A 20,047-nucleotide genomic window follows, 5' to 3' on the forward strand; every position below is an offset into this window, starting at 1 on the left:
ACGACTTCGCCGCGCCGAATCCACGTCCGGACCGCCGAAATATGTCAATATCGTTGACATGGTTCTGGCCGAAGACGCCCCGCTCGGTTACCTGCTCTACCGGGTAGCGAGCCTGCTGCGACCGGAGGTGTCCGCCGTGTTGGGCCCGCTCGGTCTGACGCTGCCCGAATTCGTCTGCCTGCGTATGCTTTCCATGTTTCCCGGCACGTCGAGCGCCGAACTGTCCCGGCAGGCGGGCGTCACACCACAGGCGATGAACACCGTGCTGCGCAAGCTGGAAGACATTGGCGCCGTGGCGCGCCCGACGTCGGTGTCCAGCGGCCGCGCGCTACCCGCCACGCTGACCGGGCAGGGCCGGGCCCTGTTGAAGCGCGCGGAAGGCGCGGTGCGGACCGCCGATGCCCGCATCCTGGCCAAGCTGACCGAACCTCAGCAGCGCGAGTTCAAGCGGATGCTCGACAAGCTCGGGTCCGACTAGGTCGAGGTGTGGATCTTGGCCCAGGGCCGGGCCTCTTCGAGTTCGTAGGCCAACTCGAGCAACAGCGCCTCCTGCCCGACGGCGGCCGAGAACATCATGCCCACCGGCATGCCGTCGGCGGACTGGGCCAGCGGGAGCGAGATCGCCGGCTCCCCGGTGACGTTCTGCAGCGGGGTGAAGGACACCCAGTCGATCAGCCGCTCGATGACCTGGTGGTAGTCGGTGGGTGCCAGATACCCGATGCGGGGCGTCTCGTCGGCCAGCGTCGGGGTGAGCACGACGTCGTAGGTGCCGAAGAATTCCGCGGTGCGCCTGCGGATTCGGCGCAACCGCATGATGGCCAGCGGCAGTCGGTGCATGTTGCGGGCGGTGTTTCGCTCCAGACCCAGCGTCAGGCTGTCCAGCCGGCCGCGGTCGAACGTCTTGCCGAACATGTGCCGCCCGCTGCGCACCTGGGCCAGCGCGAGAAATCCCCAGTAGAGGACGAAATCGTCGACGAAGCTGGCCGGCACCGGGGGCTCATCGAGGTATTCGACGCGGTGCCCCAACTCCTCGAGAAGACCGGCGGACTTCAGCGTCAGCTCGCGTACCTGGGGGCTGCAGTCGCGTTGCACCGACCGGGTCAGTACGGCGATCCGCAGCCGCTGCCTGCCGGGGCCGGTGACGTCGCCGACAGGCGCCAGTTTCGGGTTACGCCAGATGCGTTCGGCCTCCCGGTAGAACGCCGCGGTGTCACGCACCGAACGGGTCACCACACCGTTGGCGACGATGCCCACCGGCATCCGGCGCAAATGGGCGTCCAGCGGCAGTCGCCCGCGCGACGGCTTCAGCCCGACGAGCCCGTTGCAGGCGGCAGGGATGCGGATGGAGCCGCCGCCGTCGTTGGCGTGGGCGATCGGCACCACGCCGGCGGCAACGAACGCACCCGAGCCCGACGAGGATGCGCCGGCGCTGTAGTCGGTGTTCCACGGGTTGCGGACCGGCCCCAGCCGCGGGTGTTCGGCCGACGCGCTGAACCCGAATTCCGACAACTGCGTCTTGCCCACGGGGGCCAGCCCGGTGGCCAGAAACAGCCGGGTGAATTCGCCGTCGGAGGTGGCATTCGACGGCGTCCACGCATCGGTGCCGTGCATCGTCGGCTGGCCGGCGATGTCGACGTTGTCCTTGAGGAACGTCGGGACGCCGTCAAAGAAGCCGGTCGCCGGGGCGGCGGACCTCGCCTGATGGAACGCCGCGTAGGCCAGACCGTTGAGGATCGGGTCGACGGCCTCGGTGCGGGCGATGGCGGCCTCGACGACCTCCGCCCTGCTCACCCAGCCGGCCTGGATGGCGTGGGCGAGGCCCACCGCGTCCAGATCACCGAGCGCGTCGTCGCCGAACGCGTGCACGTGTCGCATGTGTCGACGCTAACGCGCCCGGTCCCGCGGGTTAAGCCTGGCCCACCTCGAAGCGAACGAACCGCGTCACCGTGACGCCGGCGTCGTCCAGGAGGGCCTTGACCGTCTTCTTGCTGTCGGACACCGACGGCTGCTCCAGCAGCACCGCGTCCTTGAAGAATCCGTTCAGCCGCCCCTCGACGATCTTGGGCAGCGCCTGCTCGGGCTTGCCCTCGGCCTTGGCGGTCTCCTCGGCGATGCGGCGCTCGCTGGCCACGACGTCCTCGGGGACGTCGTCACGCGACAGGAACCGCGCCTTGAGCGCGGCGATCTGCAGCGCGACCGTGTGGGCGGCGTCCTTGTCGGCGCCCTCGAACTCGACCAGCACTCCGACGGCGGGCGGCAGGTCGGCCGCGCGCTTGTGCAGGTAGGCCTCGACGGTGCCGTCGAAGTACTGCACGCGCCGCAGTTCCAGCTTCTCGCCGATCTTGGCCGACAGGTCGGCGATGGCCTGCTCGACCGTCTTAGTCGCCGATCCTGAAGAAATCGGAGCCGCCTTGAGGGTCTCGACGTCGGTGGCCTTGGCGGCCAGCGCGGCGTCGACGACCTGGTCGGCCAGCGCCTGGAACTCGGCGTTCTTGGCGACGAAGTCGGTCTCGGAGTTCAGCTCGATCAGCGCGCCGCCCTTGGCCGCGACCAGGCCCTCGGCCGTGGCGCGCTCGGCGCGCTTGCCGACGTCCTTGGCGCCCTTGATGCGCAGCGCCTCGACGGCCTTGTCGAAGTCGCCGTCGCTCTCAGCCAGCGCGTTCTTGCAGTCGAGCATGCCGGCGCCGGTGAGCTCCCGAAGCTTCTTGACGTCGGCGGCGGTGAAGTTGGCCATATCAGCCTTCCGTGGTTGGTTCGGGTGCGCCCGCAGCGGCTTCGGTGGGGGCGCCGGTGGCAGCAGCGGAGGCCAGCAGTTCCTGCTCCCATTCGGGCAGCGGCTCGGCAGCCTCCACCTCGGGCTTGCCGTCGCCCCGGCCGACTCCGGCGCGCGCCTGCAGGCCCTCGGCGACCGCGGAGGCGATCACCTTGGTCAGCAGCGCGGCCGAGCGGATCGCGTCGTCGTTGCCGGGGATCGGGTAGTCGACCTCGTCGGGGTCGCAGTTGGTGTCCAGGATCGCGATCACCGGGATACCCAGCTTGCGGGCCTCGCCGACGGCGATGTGCTCCTTGTTGGTGTCGACGACCCAGATCGCCGACGGCACCTTGGCCATGTCGCGGATACCGCCCAGGCTGCGCTCCAGCTTGTTCTTCTCCCGGGTCAGCATCAAGATCTCTTTCTTGGTGCGGCCCTCGAAGCCGCCGGTCTGCTCCATCGCCTCGAGCTCCTTGAGGCGCTGCAGCCGCTTGTGCACGGTGGAGAAGTTGGTGAGCATCCCGCCCAGCCAGCGCTGGTTCACGTACGGCATGCCGACGCGGGTCGCCTCGGCGGCCACCGATTCCTGCGCCTGCTTCTTGGTGCCGACGAACAGCACCGACCCGCCGTGGGCGACGGTTTCCTTGACGAACTCGTATGCCTTATCGATGAAGGTCAGCGTCTGCTGCAGGTCGATGATGTAGATGCCGTTGCGGTCGGTGAAGATGAACCGCTTCATCTTGGGATTCCAGCGACGGGTCTGGTGCCCGAAGTGGGTGCCGCTGTCCAGCAGCTGCTTCATGGTTACGACGGCCATGGTGGTGCCTTACTTGTGTCGGTTGTCGCCCGGCATCGGGTGAGGCCGGGCCCTGGCGCCTGCTGCGATGCCGGACCCCGTCAGGAAAAGCCCTGGCGGGGACCGCCCGGCACGCGGTGCGAACTCCTAGTGGAACGGGAGACGCGGGGCGGACGCGCGAAGTCAGCCCGCGAACGAGCTGCGACCAGGAGTTTACACCGACTCAGCAGGTGGTTTTGCACAGCACCGGCGGGCCTGAGTGGTGCCGGCGTCGGCGGCGCAGTGAACTGAGCGGATGCGACGGGCCCTCTGGCTGGCGGTATGCGCGACGCTGCTCGGTGCGGCGCCCGCGGCCGCGGACGACGTGCGCCTGGACTGGCCGTTGCGCCCGCCGCCGGCCGTACAGCGGGGATTCGACGCCCCGTCACCGGACTGGAAGCCCGGGCATCGCGGGGTGGACCTGCCCGGCGCCCCCGGTCAGCCGGTGTACGCCGCGGGCGCCGCCACCGTGGTGTTCGCCGGGCTGCTGGCGGGACGGCCGGTGGTGTCCCTGGCCCATCCCGGCGGGCTGCACACCAGCTACGAGCCGGTCCGGGCCGCGGTGCGCACGGGCCAGGCGGTGACGGCCCAGACGGTCATCGGCGCGTTGCAGGCCGGGCATGCGGGCTGCCGGGCCGCGGCGTGCCTGCACTGGGGCGCGATGTGGGGCCCGGCGTCCGGCGCCCACTATGTCGATCCGCTGGGGCTGGTGAAGTCGACGCCGATCCGGCTCAAACCGCTGCACGGGTGAGCGCGCCTCACGGCTTTTTGCGCGTGTGCACGCGGCTTTTTGCGCGTGCGCTCAGGGCTTCCCGTGTGCGCCCTGGGCGCGGCTTTCGCGGATTTCCCGCCGTCACCGCACACTCAGCGCCGTCGACGCACACTCACGCCCGCGGGTGGGCCTGATCGTGCACCGCCCGCAACCGGGAGACGGCGACATGGGTGTAGAGCTGGGTGGTCGCCAGGCTGGAGTGGCCGAGCAGCTCCTGCACCACCCGCAGGTCGGCCCCGCCTTCGAGCAGGTGCGTCGCCGCACTGTGCCGCAGCCCGTGCGGCCCCATGTCGGGCGCGCCGTCCACCGCGGCGACCGTCTGGTGCACGACGGTGCGGGCCTGGCGCACGTCGAGGCGCCGCCCGCGCGCACCCAGCAGCAGCGCCGGGCCCGACGCCGCGGTCACCAGGGCGGGCCGTCCCTCGTCCAGCCAGGCGCGCAGCGCCTCGGCGGCCGGCGTCCCGAACGGCACGGTGCGCTGCTTGTTGCCCTTGCCCAGCACGCGGACCAGCCGATGCCCGGTGTCCACGTCGTCGACGTCCAGGCCGCACAGCTCGCTCACCCGGATTCCGGTGGCATACAACATCTCGACGATCAGCCGGTCCCGCAACGCCATCGGATCCCCTTGTTGGGCACCAGATTTCGCGGCGGCCATCGCGTCGAGCGCCTGGTCTCGGCGCAGCACCGCCGGCAGGGTGCGGTGCGCCTTCGGCACCTGCAGCCGGACGGCGGGGTCCCCGGCCAGCAGGCCGCGCCGCACCGCCCACGCGGTGAACGCCTTGACCGCCGAGGTGCGACGCGCCAGCGTCGTGCGCGCCGCGCCGGCCGCGGCCGCGGACGACAGCCACGCTCGCAGCAGCGGCAGGCTCAGGGTGTCCAGCCCGGCGCCGCGGTCGTCGAGGAACGTCAGCAGCGCGCGCAGGTCGCCGAGGTAGGCCCGACGGGTGTGCGCCGAGCGCCCGCATTGCAGCGCCAGGTACTCGTCGAACTCCTCGAGGATCGGTTCGCTGTCCGGCACTCCCCCACGCTCGCAGACACCGGCGCGCCGCGGTCAGTCGACGCGCCGAAGCGTGTCCGGGGTGAGATCTTGGCGGGTGGGATACCCGTCGACGGCCATGATGAGGTCGGCTTCGGCGAGCATCATCCGCAGCACGTGCACGATGCCGTCGACCCCGCCGAGGGCCAGGCCGTACGCGTACGGGCGGCCGATGCCGACCGCGGTGGCGCCCAGCGCGAGCGCCTTGATGATGTCGGCGCCGCTGCGGACCCCGGAGTCAAACAGGACGGGAAGGCCGTCGGCCGCCTCCACCACCCCCGGCAGGCAATCGAGGGCGGGCAACCCGCCGTTGGCCTGCCGGCCGCCGTGGTTGGAGCAGTAGATGCCGTCGACGCCGCCGTCCCTGGCGCGCCGGGCGTCGTCGGGATGGCAGATGCCTTTGACGAGCAGCGGCAAGTCGGTGAGCGACCGCAGCCACGGCAGGTCGTCCCAGCTCAGGGCGTGGCCGAAGACCTGCACCCAGCGCAGCACCGCGCCCTGGGGGTCCTCCTCGGGCGGGCGGGCCAGGCCGGCGCGGAAGACCGGGTCGCTGGTGTAGTTGGCCAGGCAGTGCCCGCGTAGCTGCGGGAAGTTCGATGTGCTCAGGTCGCGGGGGCGCCAGCCCGTCACCCAGGTGTCCAGCGTGACCACGATGCCCTTGAAGCCGGCCGCCTCCGCGCGCCGCACCAAGCTGGCGGCCAGCTCGCGGTCGTTGGGCGTATAGAGCTGGAAGAAGCCCGGGGTGTCGCCCAGGGCGGCGGCGACGTCTTCCATCGGGTCGACGGTCAGCGTGGAGGCGACCATCGGGACGCCGGTGGCCGCGGCCGCCCGCGCGGTGCCCAGGTCGCCGTGGCCGTCCTGGGCGCAGATGCCGATGACGCCGATGGGCGCCATGAACACCGGCGCCGGCAGGGTCATCCCGAAGAGCTCGACCGACAGGTCGCGCTGGGCGGCGCCGACGAACATGCGCGGCATCAGCCCCCACCGGTCGAAGGCTTCGCAGTTGGCGCGCTGGGTGCGCTCGTCGCCGGCCCCGCCGGCCACGTACGACCAGACCGACGGCGGCAGCGCGGTGGCCGCCTTGGCCTCCAGCTCGGCGAAGGCCATCGGCAGGGGCGGCACCACGCCGCCCAGGCCGCGCAGGTAGATCTCGTTCTGGTAGTCCCCGAAATGCGCCATGGGATAAGAGGATGCCAGCCGGCACCCCGGGCCGACGAACCCGCTACGAGGCGCCGGCCTCCGCTTCGGCCAGTTCCCTCTTCCATTGCCGGAACGTCTCTTCGGTGCGTCCGCGCCGCCAGTAACCCGAGATGGACGACGCCCACTTGGCGTCCACGCCCCGCTCCTTGCGGATGTAGGGCCGCAGGTTGTGCATGACGCTTTGCGCCTCGCCGTGGATGAAGACGTGCACCTGGCCGGGCAGCCACGGCGTGGTGGTGACCGCCTCGATCAGCGGGGCGTGGTCGCCGGCGCGGTCCTCGGGAACCAGGTCCGCGCGGCCGCCGCGATAGACCCAGTGCACCTCGACACCGTTCGGCGCGGCCAGCGGAATCTCGTCTTCCTGGCCGGCCACCTCGATGAACGCCTTGCCGACGGCGTCGCGCGGCAACGCTTCCAGCGCCGCGGCGATGGCCGGCAGCGCGGATTCGTCGCCGGCCAGCAGGTGCCAATCGGCGGCCGGGTCGGGTGCGTAGGCCCCGCCGGGACCCATCAAGAAGATCCGCTGGCCGGGCTGGGCGGCGGCCGCCCACTGGCCCGCGATCCCGTGCTCGCCGTGCACGACGATGTTCAGCGTGATCTCGCCGGCCGCCACGTCGACGTGCCGGACGGTCATGGTCCGGACCGACGGCCGCTTCTCCGGGGGCAGCTCGGCGAAGCTGTCCAGGGTCAACGGCCGGGGCAATCCCGCGACGTCGACGTCATCGGCGACGAACACCAACTTGACGTAGGAGTCGGTGAATTCGCTGGGCACGAAGGCGTCGAAGTCCTTGCTGCCCAGCACCACCGCCACCATGTGCGGTGTGAGTTCCTTGGTATCGACAACCTCGAAACGTTGCAGAGGTCGACCCGCCACTTGTCCTCCCGTCCAGACCCCGCCCCCCGTAGGACTATACGAGCCGCGTCGTCGAGCTAGCTTGGCCGCCCGCGACCCGGACAAGGCGCCACCGACCGTCCTGGCGCTGCACCAACCCGGCCAGCTCGAGGATCGCCAGCGGCCCCAGCACGCGCTCGGGCGCCAGGCCCGACGCGACCGCGAGCTGCTCGACGGTGGCGGCGCCGCGGCCGGGCAGGGCCTCGTAGACCCGGCGCTCGGCGCCGCCGAGCCCGTCGAGCGCCGTAGCCGGGCGCGGTTCGTCGGCGGCCAACTCGCCGATGCGGCCGATGAGCTCGACGATGTGGTCGGCCCTGGTCACCAGCTCGGCGCCGTTGCGCAGCAGCGCGTGGCATCCGGCCGACGCCGACGAGGTCACCGGCCCGGGCACGGCGGCCACCACCCGTCCGAGCGCCCGCGCCCAGGCGGCGGTGTTCGCCGCGCCGCTGCGCAGCCCCGCTTCCACCACCACGGCGGCCCCCGCGACGGCGGCCACCAGGCGATTGCGGGTCAGGAATCGGTGGCGGGCCGGCCGGACACCGGGCGGGTACTCGGTGAACAGCAGCCCGTGTTGGCCGATGCGATGCAGCAACGCCGAGTGGCCGCTGGGATAGGGGACGTCCAGCCCGCCGGCGAGGACGGCCACGGTGATCCCGTCGGCGTTGAGCGCCGCGCGGTGCGCCGCGCCGTCGATGCCGTACGCGCCGCCGGAGACGACGGCGACCTCGCGTTGGGCCAGGCCGTCGGCCAGGTCGTCGGCCACCTGCTCGCCGTATGCCGTCGCGGCCCGAGTTCCCACCACGGCGGCCGCGCGATGCGCCACCTCGTCGAGCCGGCTCGGGCCCTGCGCCCACAGCACCATCGGCGTCCCGCCCCGCGCCTTTGCCGAAGCGCCGCCGAACGCGGCGAACGCCAGCAGCGGCCACTCGTCGTCGTCGGGCGTGATCAAACGTCCGCCGCGGTTGGCGAGGAGCTCGAGGTCGGCTGCTGCGCAGTCGATTTCGCGTCTCGCCACGGTGTGGCGCGCCAGCTCGTCGTCCACCAGGCCGCGGCGGACCCGGTCCGCCGCCTCCACCGGGCCGACGGACCGCACCAGCGCGCTGAGCCCGGCGCAGGGCGGCTCGGCCACCCGCGACAGGTATGCCCAGGCCCGCAACGCGGGATCGTCTACCGCGGTCAGCATGGCCGCGGCCGGAGTTCTGCCAGCCGACCGGGCTCGCCATCCTGGTGAACGCGGCGATCGTGGTTCGGGGCGGCCACAACGACTGGCTGGCCAAGGCGTGCTGGTGATCCGTTGGCCCTCATCGGCCCGCCCCCGGTTGCCGGAAGCTGAGCGCGGCCGCGACCTCGTCGGGTCCCGGCGAGGTCCCGCCGGCCAGGTCGGTCAGGCTCCACGCGACCCGCAGGGTGCGGTCCAGGCCCCGGATGCTGAGCAGCCCCCGGTCCAGCGCTTTCTGCAGTGGGGTCATCGTGGTGTTGCCGGGGCGGAACTTTCGCCGCAGCAGCGTCCCGCTCACTTCGGCATTGGTGCGGAACCCGTGCGGTCGCCACCGCTCGGCCGCCGCCGCACGGGCCTGTGCCACCCGCCGCCGGACCTGTGCCGTCGACTCCGCTTCGGTGCCCGAGAGCGCGCCCGCGCGCACCGCATGCATCTGCACCCGCAGGTCCACCCGGTCGAGCAGCGGCCCGGACAACTTCCCCAGGTAGCGACGCTTGACCGCCGCCGCACAGATGCAGTCCTGCGGATCGGCGGGTGCGCACGGGCACAGGTTGGCCGCCAGCACCAGCTGGAACCGGGCCGGGTAACACGCGACCCCGTCGCGTCGGGCGAGGCGAATCTCCCCGTCCTCCAAGGGCGTTCGCAGCGCTTCCAGCGCACGCACGTTGATCTCGGCGCATTCGTCGAGGAAAAGCACGCCGCGGTGCGCGCGGCTGACCGCGCCCGGGCGCGCCATGCCCGAACCGCCGCCGACGAGCGCCGCCACGCTGGAGCTGTGATGTGGCGCCACGAACGGCGGCATGGTGATCAACGGCGTGTCCCCCGACAGCAGGCCGGCCACCGAATGGATCGCGGTGACCTCCAGTGACTCGCTCTCCGACAGCGGCGGCAGCAAGCCCGGAAGTCGTTGGGCCAGCATCGTTTTCCCGACGCCCGGCGGCCCGGTGAGCATGAGGTGGTGCGCCCCGGCGGCGGCCACCTCCACCGCGAAGCGCGCCTGCGTCTGCCCGACCACATCGGCGAGGTCCACCGCGGGCTCCGGCGCCGTGGCCGTCGCGGTGATCCTGTGGTCCAAGGCGACCGACCCGCTGAGCCACTTCTGCAACTGCCCCAGCGTGCGCACGCCCCAGACATCGATGCCGTCGACCAGGCTGGCCTCGGCCAGGTTGTCCACCGGGACGACGACGGCCGGCCAGCCGTCACGCTTGGCGGCCAGCACGGCCGGCAGCACGCCGCGCACGGGGCGGACCCGGCCGTCCAGCGACAGCTCGCCCAGCAGCACCGTTTTCTCCAGGCGCTCCCACGGGTTCTTTCGTTGCGCCGACAGGACGGCCGCGGCCAGGGCGATGTCGTAGACGGAGCCCATCTTGGGCAGCGTCGCCGGGGAGAGCGCGAGCGTGAGCCGCGCCATCGGCCAGCTGTTGCCGCAATTGGCGACCGCCGCCCGCACCCGGTCGCGGGACTCCTGCAGGGCGGCGTCGGGCAGACCCACCAGGTGCACGCCCGGCAGACCGGAGGTGATGTCGGCCTCGATCTCCACGATCTGCCCGTCGACCCCGCGCACGGCGACCGAGAACGCGCGCCCCAGCGCCATCAGCCGATCCCTTGCAGGTGGGTGATTTCCGGGGTACGGCGGCGCCCGATCCGCACCTGGATCACGTCGATGCGAAGCCCCGCCCAGCGGGTGTCCTGGGCGGCCAGCCACAGCCCGGCCAGCCGGCGCAGCCGGCGCACCTTGCGCTCGGTGACCGCGTACGGCAGGCCGCCATAGCCGTCGCCGGTACGGGTCTTCACCTCGACAAACACCACCGTGCCGGTGGCCCCGTCGCAGGCGATGACGTCCAGTTCGCCGTAGCGGCAGCGCCAGTTGCGGTGCAGGATCCGCAGCCCCATCCTCGTCAGGTGGTCCACGGCCAGCGCCTCACCCATCGCCCCGAGCTGGACCCGGGTCATCGTCATTTCGGTCGTCATGGGGCCACTGTGCGGAACGGCCACGACAAGCCCGGCCGCGGCGGTGCGGGCACGCCGCCCGGGACGGCCGGTTATCCCCAGTGCCGCGTTCGTCCACAACCGGCGGGAAACGGCTAGCTGATTCGGTCCGCCCGGGTGTAGACGTTCATCGAGTCCTCCCGCAAGAACGCCACCAAGGTGATGCCCGACTCCTCGGCCAGCGACACCGCCAGCGACGACGGCGCGGACACCGCGGCGAGCACCGGAATCCCGGCCAGCACGGCCTTCTGCGTCAACTCGAAGGAGGCCCGCCCGCTGACCAGAAGCACCGAGCCCGCCAGCGGCACGCGCCGATGTTCCAGCGCCCAGCCGATGACCTTGTCGACCGCGTTGTGCCTGCCCACGTCCTCCCGCACGGCCAGCATGGTGCCGTCGGCGCCGAACAGCGCGGCGGCGTGCAGCCCGCCGGTGCTGTCGAAAACCTTTTGCGCGGAACGTAGTTGGGCGGGCATCGCCTGAAGCGTCGCCGCCGCGACGGTGGCGGGGTCCGCGCCGGGCGCGAAGCGGCCGATCAGCCGCACCGCGTCCAGCGACGCCTTGCCGCAGACCCCGCACGACGAGGTGGTGTAGAAGTTGCGGGTGACGTCGAGGGTGGGCGCCGGGACGCCGGCGGCCAGCGTCACGTCGAGGACGTTGTAGGTGTTCGCGCCCTCGACCGCGCCGCCGCAGTACCGGATGGTCAGCACGTCGTCGCGGCCGGCGATGATCCCCTCGGTCAGCAGAAAGCCTTGCGCCAGTTCGAAATCCGCTCCCGGCGTGCGCATCGTGACGGTGACCGCGGCGCCGTTGACCCGGATCTCCAGCGGCTCCTCGACGACGAGCGTCTCCGGCCGGCTGATCGCGGTCCCGGCGCTGAGATGCTTCACCCGCCGGCGTGCAGTTACGTGCCGCACTAGGCGATTTCACCGCCGGGCGGGCTGGCGGCGGGAAGGGGGGACCTCACCCAGTCAACCTACCTCGGCGGCCGGCCGGTCGCCGGCCGTCACACCGCCGAAGCCAGCGCCGCGAGGGTCTCCGCCGACGAGTGCAGCGGCCGCCAGCCCAGCTGGGTGCGCGCTTTGGTGGTGTCCATGACCATCGACGTGCGCGCGGTGTGCAGCCACTCCAGCATCGACGGGACCAGCGGGACCCGCGACAGCGCCGCCGACGCCGCCGACGCCGCGACCGCCGGCACCCGCACCGGGCGGCCACCCAGGGCCCTGGCCACGTCCCCCACCGTCACCACGCCGTCACCGGCGATGTTGTAGGCCCCGGGCGGGGCGGGGGCGGTGGCCGCCAGCGCGATCGCGCTCGCGACGTCGTCGTGGTGCACCAGCTGCAACGGGATGCCGGGATCGGGCACGACCGGCTTCAGGACCGGCACCGCCTTGACCACGGCGCGGATCGGGCCGGGCAGCTGGTTCCAGGGCATCGCGTCGGCCAGGACGGTGGCGTTGGGCCCCGCGACGATGCACGGCCGCAGCACGAAGACCTCGAGCGGCGAGTCCTTGGTGATCTCGCCGAGCAGCGCCTCGCACGCGGCCTTCTGCGCGGAGTAGTAGTGCTCGTCGGAGCCGCGGGCCGGGACGTCCTCCGTCAGCGGGTCGGGGTTGTCGGCGTGGTAGCCGTAGGCCGCCACCGACGAGGTGTACACCAGGCGGCGCGTGCGCTCGCTGGCCACCGTCGCGTCGAACACGTTGCGGGTGCCCTGCAGGTTGATGCGGGCGCTCTCTTCCCGCGAACCCATGATGATGAACGCGAGGTGGATCACCACGTCGGCCTGCGCCACCAGGGCGTCGACGGCCTCGCGGTCCAGGATGTCGCCCTGCTGGTAGCTGGTCTTGAGCCAGCCGCGCGACGACGGGTCGAACGGCCGGCGCGCCATGCCGACGATGGCGTCCACGGCGGGTTCGCGCTCCAGCGCGGTCACCGCGGACATCCCGATCTCGCCGGTCGGCCCGGTCACCGCGACGGTAATTCCCATCCCAGGGCTCTTGCCCGACTCGGCCTCGCCGAAACCACCGGGTGGGAAACATCACCTGCGGGACCGCCGCGGGGCGCCGCCTTTCGTGAACGGCGAACGCACGGGTATCCCGTATTGTCAGCGGATTCTGTTTGCTGGCCGGTGGCCGGCAGCCCGGGCGCAAGGATTTCGGCGCAATCGCACCGAACATCGTGTGAGGCTCGCGCCGAGGAACGATAATCTACGGCGATCAAGCGCGGGTCACACGGCGACTGCGCGGGGAATGAGGCACAGCATGGGGGACGAATCGACAGCCGACGGCGCAACGCCCGGCGGCGACAAGGCCGATCCGGGCACCGTTTTCGCCGCGTTGGCCGAGATCATCTACCAGGGCTCCGACGCCGGCCAGATGTATGCGGCGATCTGTGTCGCCGCCACCCTGGTCGTCCCCGGATGTGATCACGCCAGCCTGTTGGTGCGCGACGGCGACCGCTACGTCACGGTGGGCGCGAGCGACCGGCTGGCGCAGCGGGTCGACGAGCTGGAACGGCGTTCGGGGGACGGACCCTGCATCGACGCGATCGAGGAGGAGACGCCCCAGATCGAGCCGGACCTCACCACCCCGTCCCTGTGGCCCAAGCTGGCGAAGATCCTGGTGGCCGAGACCCCGGTACGCGGGGCGATGGGCTTCCGGTTGCTGGTGGACAAGCGCAAGGGCGCCGCGCTCAACCTCTTCAGCGATGCCGCCAACGTGTTCGACGCCGAGTCGGCCGGACGCGGGGCGCTGCTGGCCGCGTTCGCCAGCGTGGCCATCAACGCGGTCGCCAAGGGTGAGGACGCCACCAGCCTTCGCCGGGGGCTGCTGAGCAACCGCGAGATCGGTAAGGCCGTCGGCATGCTGATGCTGCTGCACGACATGACCGAGGAGCAGGCGTTCGACCTGCTGCGGCGCCATTCCCAGGCGCTGAACATCAAGCTGGCCGATGTGGCGCGGGAGGTCATCGAACGGCGCGGCGAACTGCCGCCCGCGGAGGGCGGCTAGCGGCGGCTATTCCGGCAGCCGCAGCTCGGGCTTTTCCACCTCTTCGATGTTGACGTCCTTGAACGTCACCACCCGCACCTGCTTGACGAATCGCGCCGGCCGGTACATGTCCCAGACCCAGGCGTCGGACAGTCGCAGCTCGAAGTACACCTCGCCGTCGGCGTTGCGCGGCACCATCTCCACGCTGTTGGCCAGGTAGAAGCGCCGTTCCGTTTCCACCACGTAGCTGAACTGGCCGACGATGTCCTTGTATTCGCGGTACAGCGAGAGCTCCATCTCGGTTTCGTACTTTTCGAGATCCTCGGCACTCATCTGCTCAGACGTCCTTCTCGGAGAAACACTGCCCCGGCGTTGCGCCCGGGGAATCTTCGACCCATCTTTCCTCACCGATATCCCCCGCGCGCGGGCGAGGGCCCGGCCCGCATTCCGCCAGCACGCGGCCCACCCTCTCCGACCCTAGGGCCACGCGCCGGACGTTGATGAACGAATGGCGATGTTCGGGGCAGGGACCCAGCCGGGTGAGCGCCGCGCTGTGCGCCGGCGTGCCGTAGCCCTTGTGCTCGGCGAAGCCGTAGCCGGGGTGCTCGGCGTCCATGGCCACCATCAGCCGGTCCCTGCTGACCTTCGCCAGCACGCTGGCCGCGGCGATGCACGCCGCCACCGCGTCGCCGCCGATGACCGGCAGCGACGGCACCGGCAGCCCGGGCACCCGGAACCCGTCGCTGAGCACATAGCCGGGCCGCAGGGACAGGCCCGCCACGGCGCGGCGCATGCCTTCGATGTTGGCGACGTGCACGCCGCGCAGGTCCACCTCGGCCGGCGGAATGAACACCACGTGGTAGGCCAGCGCGTAACGACGGATAAGCGGGAACAACTTCTCCCGGGCGCTCTCGGTGAGCTTTTTTGAATCATCAAGCGCGGCAAGGCTTTCCAGTCGTCCCGGCCCGAGTACGCAGGCCGCAACCACCAGTGGACCCGCGCAGGCGCCGCGGCCGACTTCGTCGACCCCGGCGACCGGCCCCAAACCGCTGCGGTACAGCGCCGATTCCAGGGTCCGCAGCCCCCCAGCCTTGCGGATCACCGTCCGCGGCGGCCACGTCGTGGCCATGGCTACTGATGCTGCTGCGGGTTCACCGAAGACACGCCACCCCATCGCCCGGGCGGCCACACGATGAACCTCGCCTTGCCGATCACGTTGGACACGGGAACCGTTCCCGACGTCGGATCACCCGTGCACAACACCCCTTTGAGCGCCTCGGCCGGGACGCTGGTGCAATGCGCACGCGAATCCGCCGAGTGCGTCCGGTTGTCCCCCATCACCCACAGCCGGCCCTGCGGGACGGTGACGGGCCCGAACTCGCTGCCCAGGCACGGGTAGACCGCGGGGTCGGCCATCATGGTGGCCGGGTCCAGGTAGGGCTCCTTGAGCGGCTTGCCGTCGACCGTCAAACCGGTGTCCGCCCGGCACTGCACCGTCTGCCCCCCGACGGCGATGACGCGCTTGACCAAGTCGTTCTCGTCGGGCGGCACGAAGCCGATGAAGGACAGCGCGTTCTGCGCCCAGCGCAGCACGGTGTTGTTGGAGCGGATCGACTTGTACCCGAGGTTCCAGGACGGCGGTCCCTTGAAGACGATGACATCGCCGGGGCGCGGTCGCTCGAAGCGATAGGTGACCTTGTCGACCATGATCCGGTCGCCGACGCAGCCGGAGCAGCCGTGCAGCGTCGGCTCCATCGATTCCGACGGAATCAGGTAGGGCCGGGCCACGAACGTCAGCATGACGTAGTAGAGCCCCACCGCGATCACGGCCAGGAGCGCGAATTCCCGCAGTGCGGATCGCTTGGCGCGCTCCGGCGCGCCGTCCTCCGACGCCTCCGCCGGTTCGGGGACCGGCTCGGCGTCCTTCGGCGACTCGCCTTCGGGCGTGTCCGGGATTCGGGTGGAGACCTTCGGCTCTGACTGGGCGGGCTGGGGCGCAGATGAGTCCGTGGGTTCGGTCACGAGATCAGAGTAGCCAGCACAGATTTTGGCGCTGTAAACCGACCGGAACTGCCGCCCGGGCGCACCGTCTCAGCGCTTTTCCTTGATCTTGGCCTTCTTGCCGCGGAGCTCCCGCAGGTAGTACAGCTTCGCGCGGCGGACATCGCCACGGGTCACCACCTCGATGTGGTCGATGTTCGGCGAATGCACCGGGAAGGTCCGCTCGACGCCGACGCCGTAGCTCTCCTTGCGCACCGTGAAGGTTTCGCGGATGCCGCCGCCCTGCCGGCGGATCACCACGCCCTTGAACACCTGGATACGCTCCTTGGCGCCCTCGATGACCTTGACGTGCACGTTGATGGTGTCGCCCGGGCCGAAAACCGGGATGTCGTCGCGCAGCGACGCTTGGTCGACGAAGTCCAGGCGGTTCATCTGAGAAGGCACTTCCTTGCGGTCGCGGCCTGCGGCAACAGCCCTCACCGCGGGGTGAGGCGGTCGCCAAGCCGATGGTTTTGGGCAACTTGCGCGTATCTCGCAGCAGGCGGAAAGCGGCCCGGCCGGCCTGCAACCGCTGGAGACAACTGGTCAATTGTGCCAGACGGGACGCGTGCGGAGAAAATCACAGGATCGGACGCGGTTCGCAGCCTGCCGAAAAGGCTGGTGAATGGTACATATGAGCTGGGTTGGAACGCGCTGACCGCGCGATCCGGTCCCGCGTTCGAGCAGGTTGGGGACACCGGAGGAGAGGAATGCGCGTTCGGCCGCTGTTCTTGCTCACCGCCACCGCGGCGGTGGCGTTGGTGGTGGCCGCCGGATGTGAGGCGAAGGTGCAGGCCAAGGGATACAACCTCCCGGTGTACGTCACCCCCGACCGCGGCCTGCGCCCGCAGGCGCCCCCGCAGCCGGCCGAGCTGATGCTCGAAGCGGTCAAGCCCGCCCAGCCCGAACAGCAACCCGCCGGCGCGGGCTCGATTGGCCTGCAGGCGCGGGTGCAGCAGGCCACCGACGAGGCCGCCGCCAGTGGAGCCGCCCTATCGGTGGCGATTCTCGATCGCAAGACCCACCAACTGGTCTCCACCGGTAACACCCAGGTCATCGGCACCGCGTCGGTGGCCAAGCTGTTCATCGCCGACGACCTGCTGCTGCACGAATCCGAGGGCAAGGCCGCGCTGAGCGCGGACGACCGCCAGGCGCTGGACATCATGTTGCAGTCGTCCGACGACGGCGCCGCCGAGAGGTTTTGGGCCCAGGGCGGCGCGAACGCCATCGTCACCGCGGTCGCGGCCCGCTACGGGCTGACCTCGACCACGCCGCCGAGCGACGGACGGTGGTGGAACACCATGAGCTCGATGACCGACCTGATCCGCTACTACGAGATGCTGCTCGACGGATCGGGAGGGCTGCCGGCCGACAAGGCGAAGGTCATCGTCGACGACCTGGCCCGGTCCACCCCCAACGGGCTCGACGGCTACCCGCAGCGCTTCGGCATCCCCGACGGGCTCTACGCCGAACCGGTGGCGGTCAAGCAGGGCTGGATGTGCTGCATCGGCAGCGACTGGATGCACCTGTCAACCGGGGTGATCGGCGCGGACCGCCGCTACATCATGGCGGTGCAGTCCCTGCAGCCCTCCGACGATGCCACCGCCCGCGAGACCATCACCCGCGCGGTCAAGACGATATTTCCCGAGGGCCGGATCGACCCGCTGGGGCGCGGGCTCTAGTCCGATTGCCCGGCGTGCCCCCTCGCCGCTTCGCGGAGCGCATCGTCGCCGGGCGCATCCGGCCGCGGATCCAGCAACTCCGGGCGCCGTTCGCGGGTGCGCTGCAGCGAAACCTCCCGCCGCCATGCGGCGACGCGCGCGTGGTCGCCGGACAACAACACCTCGGGAACATCGAGCCCGCGCCAGCTCGGCGGCCGGGTGTAGCTGGGCCCCTCGAGCAGCCGGTCCAGGGCCGGCGAGTGCGAATCCTCGCGGTGCGACGCCGGGTTGCCCAGCACCCCTTCGAGCAGGCGCACCACGGCTTCGATCATCACCACCGCGGCCGACTCGCCGCCCGGCAGCACGTAGTCACCGATCGAGACTTCCTCGACCCGCATCCGCCGGGCGGCATCCTCGATGACCCGTTGGTCGATGCCCTCGTAGCGGCCGCACGCGAACACCAGGTGTTCCTCGGCGCTCCAGCGCTGGGCGTCGGCCTGGGTGAACAACGCACCGGCGGGCGTGGGGACGACCAAAACGGTTTCTTCCGAACAGATTTCGTCCAGCGCCTCGCCCCACACCGGCGCCTTCATCACCATGCCGGGCCCGCCACCGTAGGGCGCGTCGTCGACGGAGCGGTGCACGTCGTGCGTCCACCGGCGCAGGTCGTGCACCCGCAGGTCGACCAGGCCGGACTCAATCGCCCTGCCGGGCAACGACTGCCGCAGCGGATCCAGGAAGGCCGGGAAAATGGTGACGACGTCGATTCTCATGCCAGGTCCAGCAGGCCCTCGGGGGGATCGATCTCGACGACGTGATCGTCGAGCGACACCGACGTGACGATCGCGCCCACGAACGGCACCAGCACCTCCCCGCCGTCGCCGCGGCGCACCGCCAGCAACTCCCCGGCGGCCGTGTGCAACACCTCGGCGACCACGCCGACGTCCTGGCCCGTGACGGTCCGGACGTGCAGCCCTTCGAGCTGGTGGTCGTAGTAGGTGTCCGGCTCGTCGATCGGGGGCAGGTCGGCGGAGTCGACGACGAACACGGTGCCGCGCAGCGCGTCGGCGGCGGTACGGTCGGCCACGCCGGCCAATCGCACCAGCAGCCGCCCCCCGTGTTCGCGCGCGCTCTCCACGACGAAGTCGCGTTCCCCGCCACCGCGGGAGGCCTTGCCGCGCAGGGTGTTACCCGGGGCAAACCGGGTTACGGGGTCGTCGGTGCGGACCTCGACGACGACCTCGCCGCCGATCCCGTGCGCCTTCGCGATGCGCCCGACGGTCAACTCCAACGGAGTTCCCTCACCGGCTACTGGTCGGTGTCCACCACGTCGACGCGGATGCCGCGGCCACCGATGCCGGCGACCAGGGTGCGCAGGGCGGTCGCGGTGCGTCCGCCGCGACCGATGACCTTGCCCAGGTCGTCGGGGTGGACGTGGACCTCGACAGTTCGGCCGCGGCGGCTGGTCACCATGTCCACCCGGACATCGTCGGGGTTGTCGACAATTCCGCGGACCAGATGCTCCACCGCGTCAACGACGACCGTGCTCATGCCGGTCAGCTTTCGGTGCCCGGTGCGGCCTGCTCGCCGCCCTCGGCAGCCGCCTCCGCGGGCGCGGCCTGCTCGGCGGCCTCCGGCTCGGCGGCCTTGGCGGCCTTCTTCGCCGGCGCCTTCTTCTTCGGCTTCGCGGCCTCGGTGGTGGGACCGCCCTCGGCCTCGGCCAGCGCGGCGTTGAACAGCTCGAGCTTGCTCGGCTTGGGCGGGGCCACCTTCAGGCTTCCCTCGGCGCCGGGCAGGCCCTTGAACTTCTGCCAGTCGCCGGTGATCTTGAGCAGCTTGAGGACGGGCTCGGTGGGCTGGGCCCCCACGGACAGCCAGTACTGGGCGCGCTCGGAGTTGATCTCGATGAGGCTCGGGTCTTCCTTCGGGTGGTAGCGGCCGATGACCTCGATGGAGCGACCGTCGCGCCGCGTCCGCGCGTCGGCGACGGCGATGCGGTACTGGGGATTGCGGATCTTGCCGAGCCGGGTGAGCTTGATCTTCACAGCCATGGTTGAGCGGATTCTCCTGTGTGTGTCACGCTGCAATTCAGCGAACCGGGCGGGATGCCCGGATCCGGTTTTGCCTCGCGTGTCTGACCACGAAGCGATGCGTGATCGCTCGGCGGACAGCGGTCCATTGTGCCAGAACGGGCGGCCCGGCCCGAAATCGCGGCGGAGCCGCCGCGCCTACATGACCTTCTGGAAGACCTTGGCCTCGGCCCGCCGGGTCATCCGCCAGCCTTCGGGCGTGCGGACGAACTCGTCGTCGTACCACAGCCCGCAGAACAGCACCTGATCCCTGTCGCCGCCCAGCACCATCGGGTTGAAGCAGATCACCCGCGACGAGGCCTTGTCCCCGTCGATGCGCACCGAGAAGTTGCCCAGCATGTGCGCGTACACCGGGAAGTTCGGCAGCACCTCCGACAGCCACTTCTTGACCTCGGGATAGCGGCCCTCGATGCCGCCGAGGGCGGTGTAGTCGATGTACGCGTCCTCGGTGAACACCCTGTCCAGGTCGTCGAAGCGGCGGTTGTCGATGGCGGTGGAGTAGTCCACCAGCAGCTGCTGGATCTCTAAGCGGTCGGAAATCTCGGCCAGGCTCAACATGCATCGGACAGTAGACGAA

General features: G+C 70.8%; 23 protein-coding genes and 1 pseudogene. 4 read left to right on the forward strand and 20 right to left on the reverse strand.

Going from position 1 to position 20,047, the window contains the following annotated elements; all coding sequences use genetic code 11:
- Positions 1-58 precede the first annotated feature (58 nt).
- On the forward strand, positions 59-478 hold the full coding sequence (locus U8D42_RS13885) for a MarR family winged helix-turn-helix transcriptional regulator (RefSeq protein ID WP_068053011.1): 420 nt from the start codon (positions 59-61) through the stop codon (positions 476-478).
- Here U8D42_RS13885 and U8D42_RS13890 read toward each other — a convergent pair.
- The 3 genes from U8D42_RS13890 to rpsB are packed head-to-tail and all read right to left on the reverse strand — an operon-like array spanning position 475 to position 3,569.
- A complete protein-coding gene (locus U8D42_RS13890) occupies positions 475-1,875 on the reverse strand; it encodes an amidase (RefSeq protein WP_322859980.1) in 1,401 nt (466 codons plus the stop codon). The genes U8D42_RS13885 and U8D42_RS13890 overlap by 4 nt on opposite strands.
- Positions 1,876-1,906: 31 nt before the next feature.
- Entirely contained in the window at positions 1,907-2,734 is an 828-nt protein-coding gene (gene tsf, locus U8D42_RS13895) for a translation elongation factor Ts (protein ID WP_322859979.1), read from the reverse strand.
- A gap of 1 nt (position 2,735) precedes the next feature.
- Complete coding sequence (rpsB, locus tag U8D42_RS13900; protein WP_085242118.1) at positions 2,736-3,569, reverse strand: 30S ribosomal protein S2; 834 nt, start codon at positions 3,567-3,569, stop codon at positions 2,736-2,738.
- Positions 3,570-3,843: 274 nt separating this feature from the next.
- On the opposite strand from rpsB, the pseudogene U8D42_RS13905 reads away from it, so the two are divergent.
- Positions 3,844-4,329 (forward strand): annotated as a pseudogene (locus U8D42_RS13905) (M23 family metallopeptidase); the annotation flags it as partial.
- Between the two features lie 142 nt (positions 4,330-4,471).
- Here the strand turns inward: U8D42_RS13905 and U8D42_RS13910 are convergent.
- From U8D42_RS13910 to U8D42_RS13945, 8 genes are all read right to left on the reverse strand, one after another.
- Complete coding sequence (locus U8D42_RS13910; protein ID WP_322859978.1) at positions 4,472-5,377, reverse strand: tyrosine recombinase XerC; 906 nt, start codon at positions 5,375-5,377, stop codon at positions 4,472-4,474.
- Positions 5,378-5,410: 33 nt separating this feature from the next.
- The gene (locus U8D42_RS13915; RefSeq protein WP_322859977.1) at positions 5,411-6,574 is read right to left on the reverse strand and encodes a lactate 2-monooxygenase; all 1,164 of its coding nucleotides are present in this window, start codon (positions 6,572-6,574) and stop codon (positions 5,411-5,413) included.
- Positions 6,575-6,617: 43 nt separating this feature from the next.
- Positions 6,618-7,469, reverse strand: coding sequence for a siderophore-interacting protein (locus tag U8D42_RS13920; protein WP_322859976.1), 852 nt, complete (start codon positions 7,467-7,469; stop codon positions 6,618-6,620).
- Between the two features lie 34 nt (positions 7,470-7,503).
- On the reverse strand, positions 7,504-8,670 hold the full coding sequence (dprA, locus tag U8D42_RS13925; RefSeq protein WP_322859975.1) for a DNA-processing protein DprA: 1,167 nt from the start codon (positions 8,668-8,670) through the stop codon (positions 7,504-7,506).
- A gap of 118 nt (positions 8,671-8,788) precedes the next feature.
- Complete coding sequence (locus tag U8D42_RS13930; protein ID WP_322859974.1) at positions 8,789-10,300, reverse strand: YifB family Mg chelatase-like AAA ATPase; 1,512 nt, start codon at positions 10,298-10,300, stop codon at positions 8,789-8,791.
- Positions 10,300-10,677 (reverse strand): YraN family protein, encoded by a 378-nt coding sequence (locus U8D42_RS13935; protein ID WP_322859973.1) that lies wholly within the window; start codon positions 10,675-10,677, stop codon positions 10,300-10,302. Before U8D42_RS13935 ends, U8D42_RS13930 begins: the two co-directional genes overlap by 1 nt.
- A 113-nt stretch (positions 10,678-10,790) precedes the next feature.
- Positions 10,791-11,609: a formate dehydrogenase accessory sulfurtransferase FdhD gene (gene fdhD / locus U8D42_RS13940; RefSeq protein ID WP_322859972.1), complete on the reverse strand. Its 819-nt coding sequence runs from the start codon at positions 11,607-11,609 to the stop codon at positions 10,791-10,793.
- Positions 11,610-11,698: 89 nt separating this feature from the next.
- The gene (locus U8D42_RS13945) at positions 11,699-12,679 is read right to left on the reverse strand and encodes an NAD-dependent epimerase/dehydratase family protein (protein WP_322859971.1); all 981 of its coding nucleotides are present in this window, start codon (positions 12,677-12,679) and stop codon (positions 11,699-11,701) included.
- A gap of 274 nt (positions 12,680-12,953) precedes the next feature.
- Here U8D42_RS13945 and U8D42_RS13950 point away from each other — a divergent pair, with 274 nt between their 5' ends.
- Positions 12,954-13,700, forward strand: coding sequence for a GAF and ANTAR domain-containing protein (locus U8D42_RS13950; RefSeq protein WP_085242128.1), 747 nt, complete (start codon positions 12,954-12,956; stop codon positions 13,698-13,700).
- A 6-nt stretch (positions 13,701-13,706) separates the two neighbouring features.
- Here U8D42_RS13950 and U8D42_RS13955 read toward each other — a convergent pair whose 3' ends face one another.
- The 4 genes from U8D42_RS13955 to rplS form a co-directional block, all read right to left on the reverse strand.
- A complete protein-coding gene (locus U8D42_RS13955) occupies positions 13,707-14,012 on the reverse strand; it encodes a DUF2469 domain-containing protein (protein WP_007171389.1) in 306 nt (101 codons plus the stop codon).
- A 4-nt stretch (positions 14,013-14,016) separates the two neighbouring features.
- Positions 14,017-14,808: a ribonuclease HII gene (locus tag U8D42_RS13960; RefSeq protein ID WP_322859970.1), complete on the reverse strand. Its 792-nt coding sequence runs from the start codon at positions 14,806-14,808 to the stop codon at positions 14,017-14,019.
- A gap of 2 nt (positions 14,809-14,810) precedes the next feature.
- Positions 14,811-15,701 carry a signal peptidase I gene (gene lepB / locus U8D42_RS13965; protein ID WP_085242130.1) on the reverse strand — a complete coding sequence of 297 codons (891 nt, stop codon included), beginning with the start codon at positions 15,699-15,701 and terminating at the stop codon, positions 14,811-14,813.
- A gap of 69 nt (positions 15,702-15,770) precedes the next feature.
- Positions 15,771-16,112, reverse strand: a complete 342-nt coding sequence (gene rplS, locus U8D42_RS13970) for a 50S ribosomal protein L19 (RefSeq protein WP_007775353.1) — start codon at positions 16,110-16,112, stop codon at positions 15,771-15,773.
- Positions 16,113-16,429: 317 nt separating this feature from the next.
- Between rplS and U8D42_RS13975 the strand changes: the two genes are divergently transcribed.
- On the forward strand, positions 16,430-17,401 hold the full coding sequence (locus U8D42_RS13975) for a hypothetical protein (protein ID WP_085242131.1): 972 nt from the start codon (positions 16,430-16,432) through the stop codon (positions 17,399-17,401).
- Here U8D42_RS13975 and trmD read toward each other — a convergent pair.
- The 5 genes from trmD to U8D42_RS14000 form a co-directional block, all read right to left on the reverse strand.
- Positions 17,398-18,153, reverse strand: a complete 756-nt coding sequence (gene trmD, locus U8D42_RS13980; protein WP_322859969.1) for a tRNA (guanosine(37)-N1)-methyltransferase TrmD — start codon at positions 18,151-18,153, stop codon at positions 17,398-17,400. The two genes, U8D42_RS13975 and trmD, sit on opposite strands and share 4 nt — an antisense overlap.
- Complete coding sequence (gene rimM / locus U8D42_RS13985; RefSeq protein ID WP_322859968.1) at positions 18,150-18,671, reverse strand: ribosome maturation factor RimM; 522 nt, start codon at positions 18,669-18,671, stop codon at positions 18,150-18,152. Before rimM ends, trmD begins: the two co-directional genes overlap by 4 nt.
- A gap of 17 nt (positions 18,672-18,688) precedes the next feature.
- On the reverse strand, positions 18,689-18,931 hold the full coding sequence (locus tag U8D42_RS13990; protein WP_003878715.1) for an RNA-binding protein: 243 nt from the start codon (positions 18,929-18,931) through the stop codon (positions 18,689-18,691).
- Between the two features lie 5 nt (positions 18,932-18,936).
- Entirely contained in the window at positions 18,937-19,431 is a 495-nt protein-coding gene (gene rpsP, locus U8D42_RS13995; RefSeq protein ID WP_085243522.1) for a 30S ribosomal protein S16, read from the reverse strand.
- Positions 19,432-19,608: 177 nt separating this feature from the next.
- Positions 19,609-20,028, reverse strand: a complete 420-nt coding sequence (locus U8D42_RS14000; protein ID WP_085243523.1) for a nuclear transport factor 2 family protein — start codon at positions 20,026-20,028, stop codon at positions 19,609-19,611.
- Between the last annotated feature and the right edge of the window lie 19 nt (positions 20,029-20,047).

Origin of the sequence: Mycobacterium europaeum (genome assembly GCF_034555895.2) — a bacterium.
In the GTDB taxonomy this organism is placed as follows: Bacteria; Actinomycetota; Actinomycetes; order Mycobacteriales; family Mycobacteriaceae; genus Mycobacterium; species Mycobacterium europaeum.

Bases quoted from the DNA above. Each gene is read 5' to 3' on its own strand.
- U8D42_RS13885 (WP_068053011.1), top strand. From the start codon at position 59: ATGGTTCTGGCCGAAGACGCCCCGCTCGGTTACCTGCTCTACCGGGTA.
- U8D42_RS13890 (WP_322859980.1), bottom strand. From the start codon at position 1,875: ATGCGACACGTGCACGCGTTCGGCGACGACGCGCTCGGTGATCTGGAC.
- tsf (WP_322859979.1), bottom strand. From the start codon at position 2,734: ATGGCCAACTTCACCGCCGCCGACGTCAAGAAGCTTCGGGAGCTCACC.
- rpsB (WP_085242118.1), bottom strand. From the start codon at position 3,569: ATGGCCGTCGTAACCATGAAGCAGCTGCTGGACAGCGGCACCCACTTC.
- U8D42_RS13915 (WP_322859977.1), bottom strand. From the start codon at position 6,574: ATGGCGCATTTCGGGGACTACCAGAACGAGATCTACCTGCGCGGCCTG.
- dprA (WP_322859975.1), bottom strand. From the start codon at position 8,670: ATGCTGACCGCGGTAGACGATCCCGCGTTGCGGGCCTGGGCATACCTG.
- U8D42_RS13930 (WP_322859974.1), bottom strand. From the start codon at position 10,300: ATGGCGCTGGGGCGCGCGTTCTCGGTCGCCGTGCGCGGGGTCGACGGG.
- U8D42_RS13935 (WP_322859973.1), bottom strand. From the start codon at position 10,677: ATGACGACCGAAATGACGATGACCCGGGTCCAGCTCGGGGCGATGGGT.
- U8D42_RS13945 (WP_322859971.1), bottom strand. From the start codon at position 12,679: ATGGGAATTACCGTCGCGGTGACCGGGCCGACCGGCGAGATCGGGATG.
- U8D42_RS13950 (WP_085242128.1), top strand. From the start codon at position 12,954: ATGGGGGACGAATCGACAGCCGACGGCGCAACGCCCGGCGGCGACAAG.
- U8D42_RS13955 (WP_007171389.1), bottom strand. From the start codon at position 14,012: ATGAGTGCCGAGGATCTCGAAAAGTACGAAACCGAGATGGAGCTCTCG.
- U8D42_RS13960 (WP_322859970.1), bottom strand. From the start codon at position 14,808: ATGGCCACGACGTGGCCGCCGCGGACGGTGATCCGCAAGGCTGGGGGG.
- rplS (WP_007775353.1), bottom strand. From the start codon at position 16,112: ATGAACCGCCTGGACTTCGTCGACCAAGCGTCGCTGCGCGACGACATC.
- U8D42_RS13975 (WP_085242131.1), top strand. From the start codon at position 16,430: ATGCGCGTTCGGCCGCTGTTCTTGCTCACCGCCACCGCGGCGGTGGCG.
- trmD (WP_322859969.1), bottom strand. From the start codon at position 18,153: ATGAGAATCGACGTCGTCACCATTTTCCCGGCCTTCCTGGATCCGCTG.
- U8D42_RS13990 (WP_003878715.1), bottom strand. From the start codon at position 18,931: ATGAGCACGGTCGTCGTTGACGCGGTGGAGCATCTGGTCCGCGGAATT.
- rpsP (WP_085243522.1), bottom strand. From the start codon at position 19,431: ATGGCTGTGAAGATCAAGCTCACCCGGCTCGGCAAGATCCGCAATCCC.
- U8D42_RS14000 (WP_085243523.1), bottom strand. From the start codon at position 20,028: ATGTTGAGCCTGGCCGAGATTTCCGACCGCTTAGAGATCCAGCAGCTG.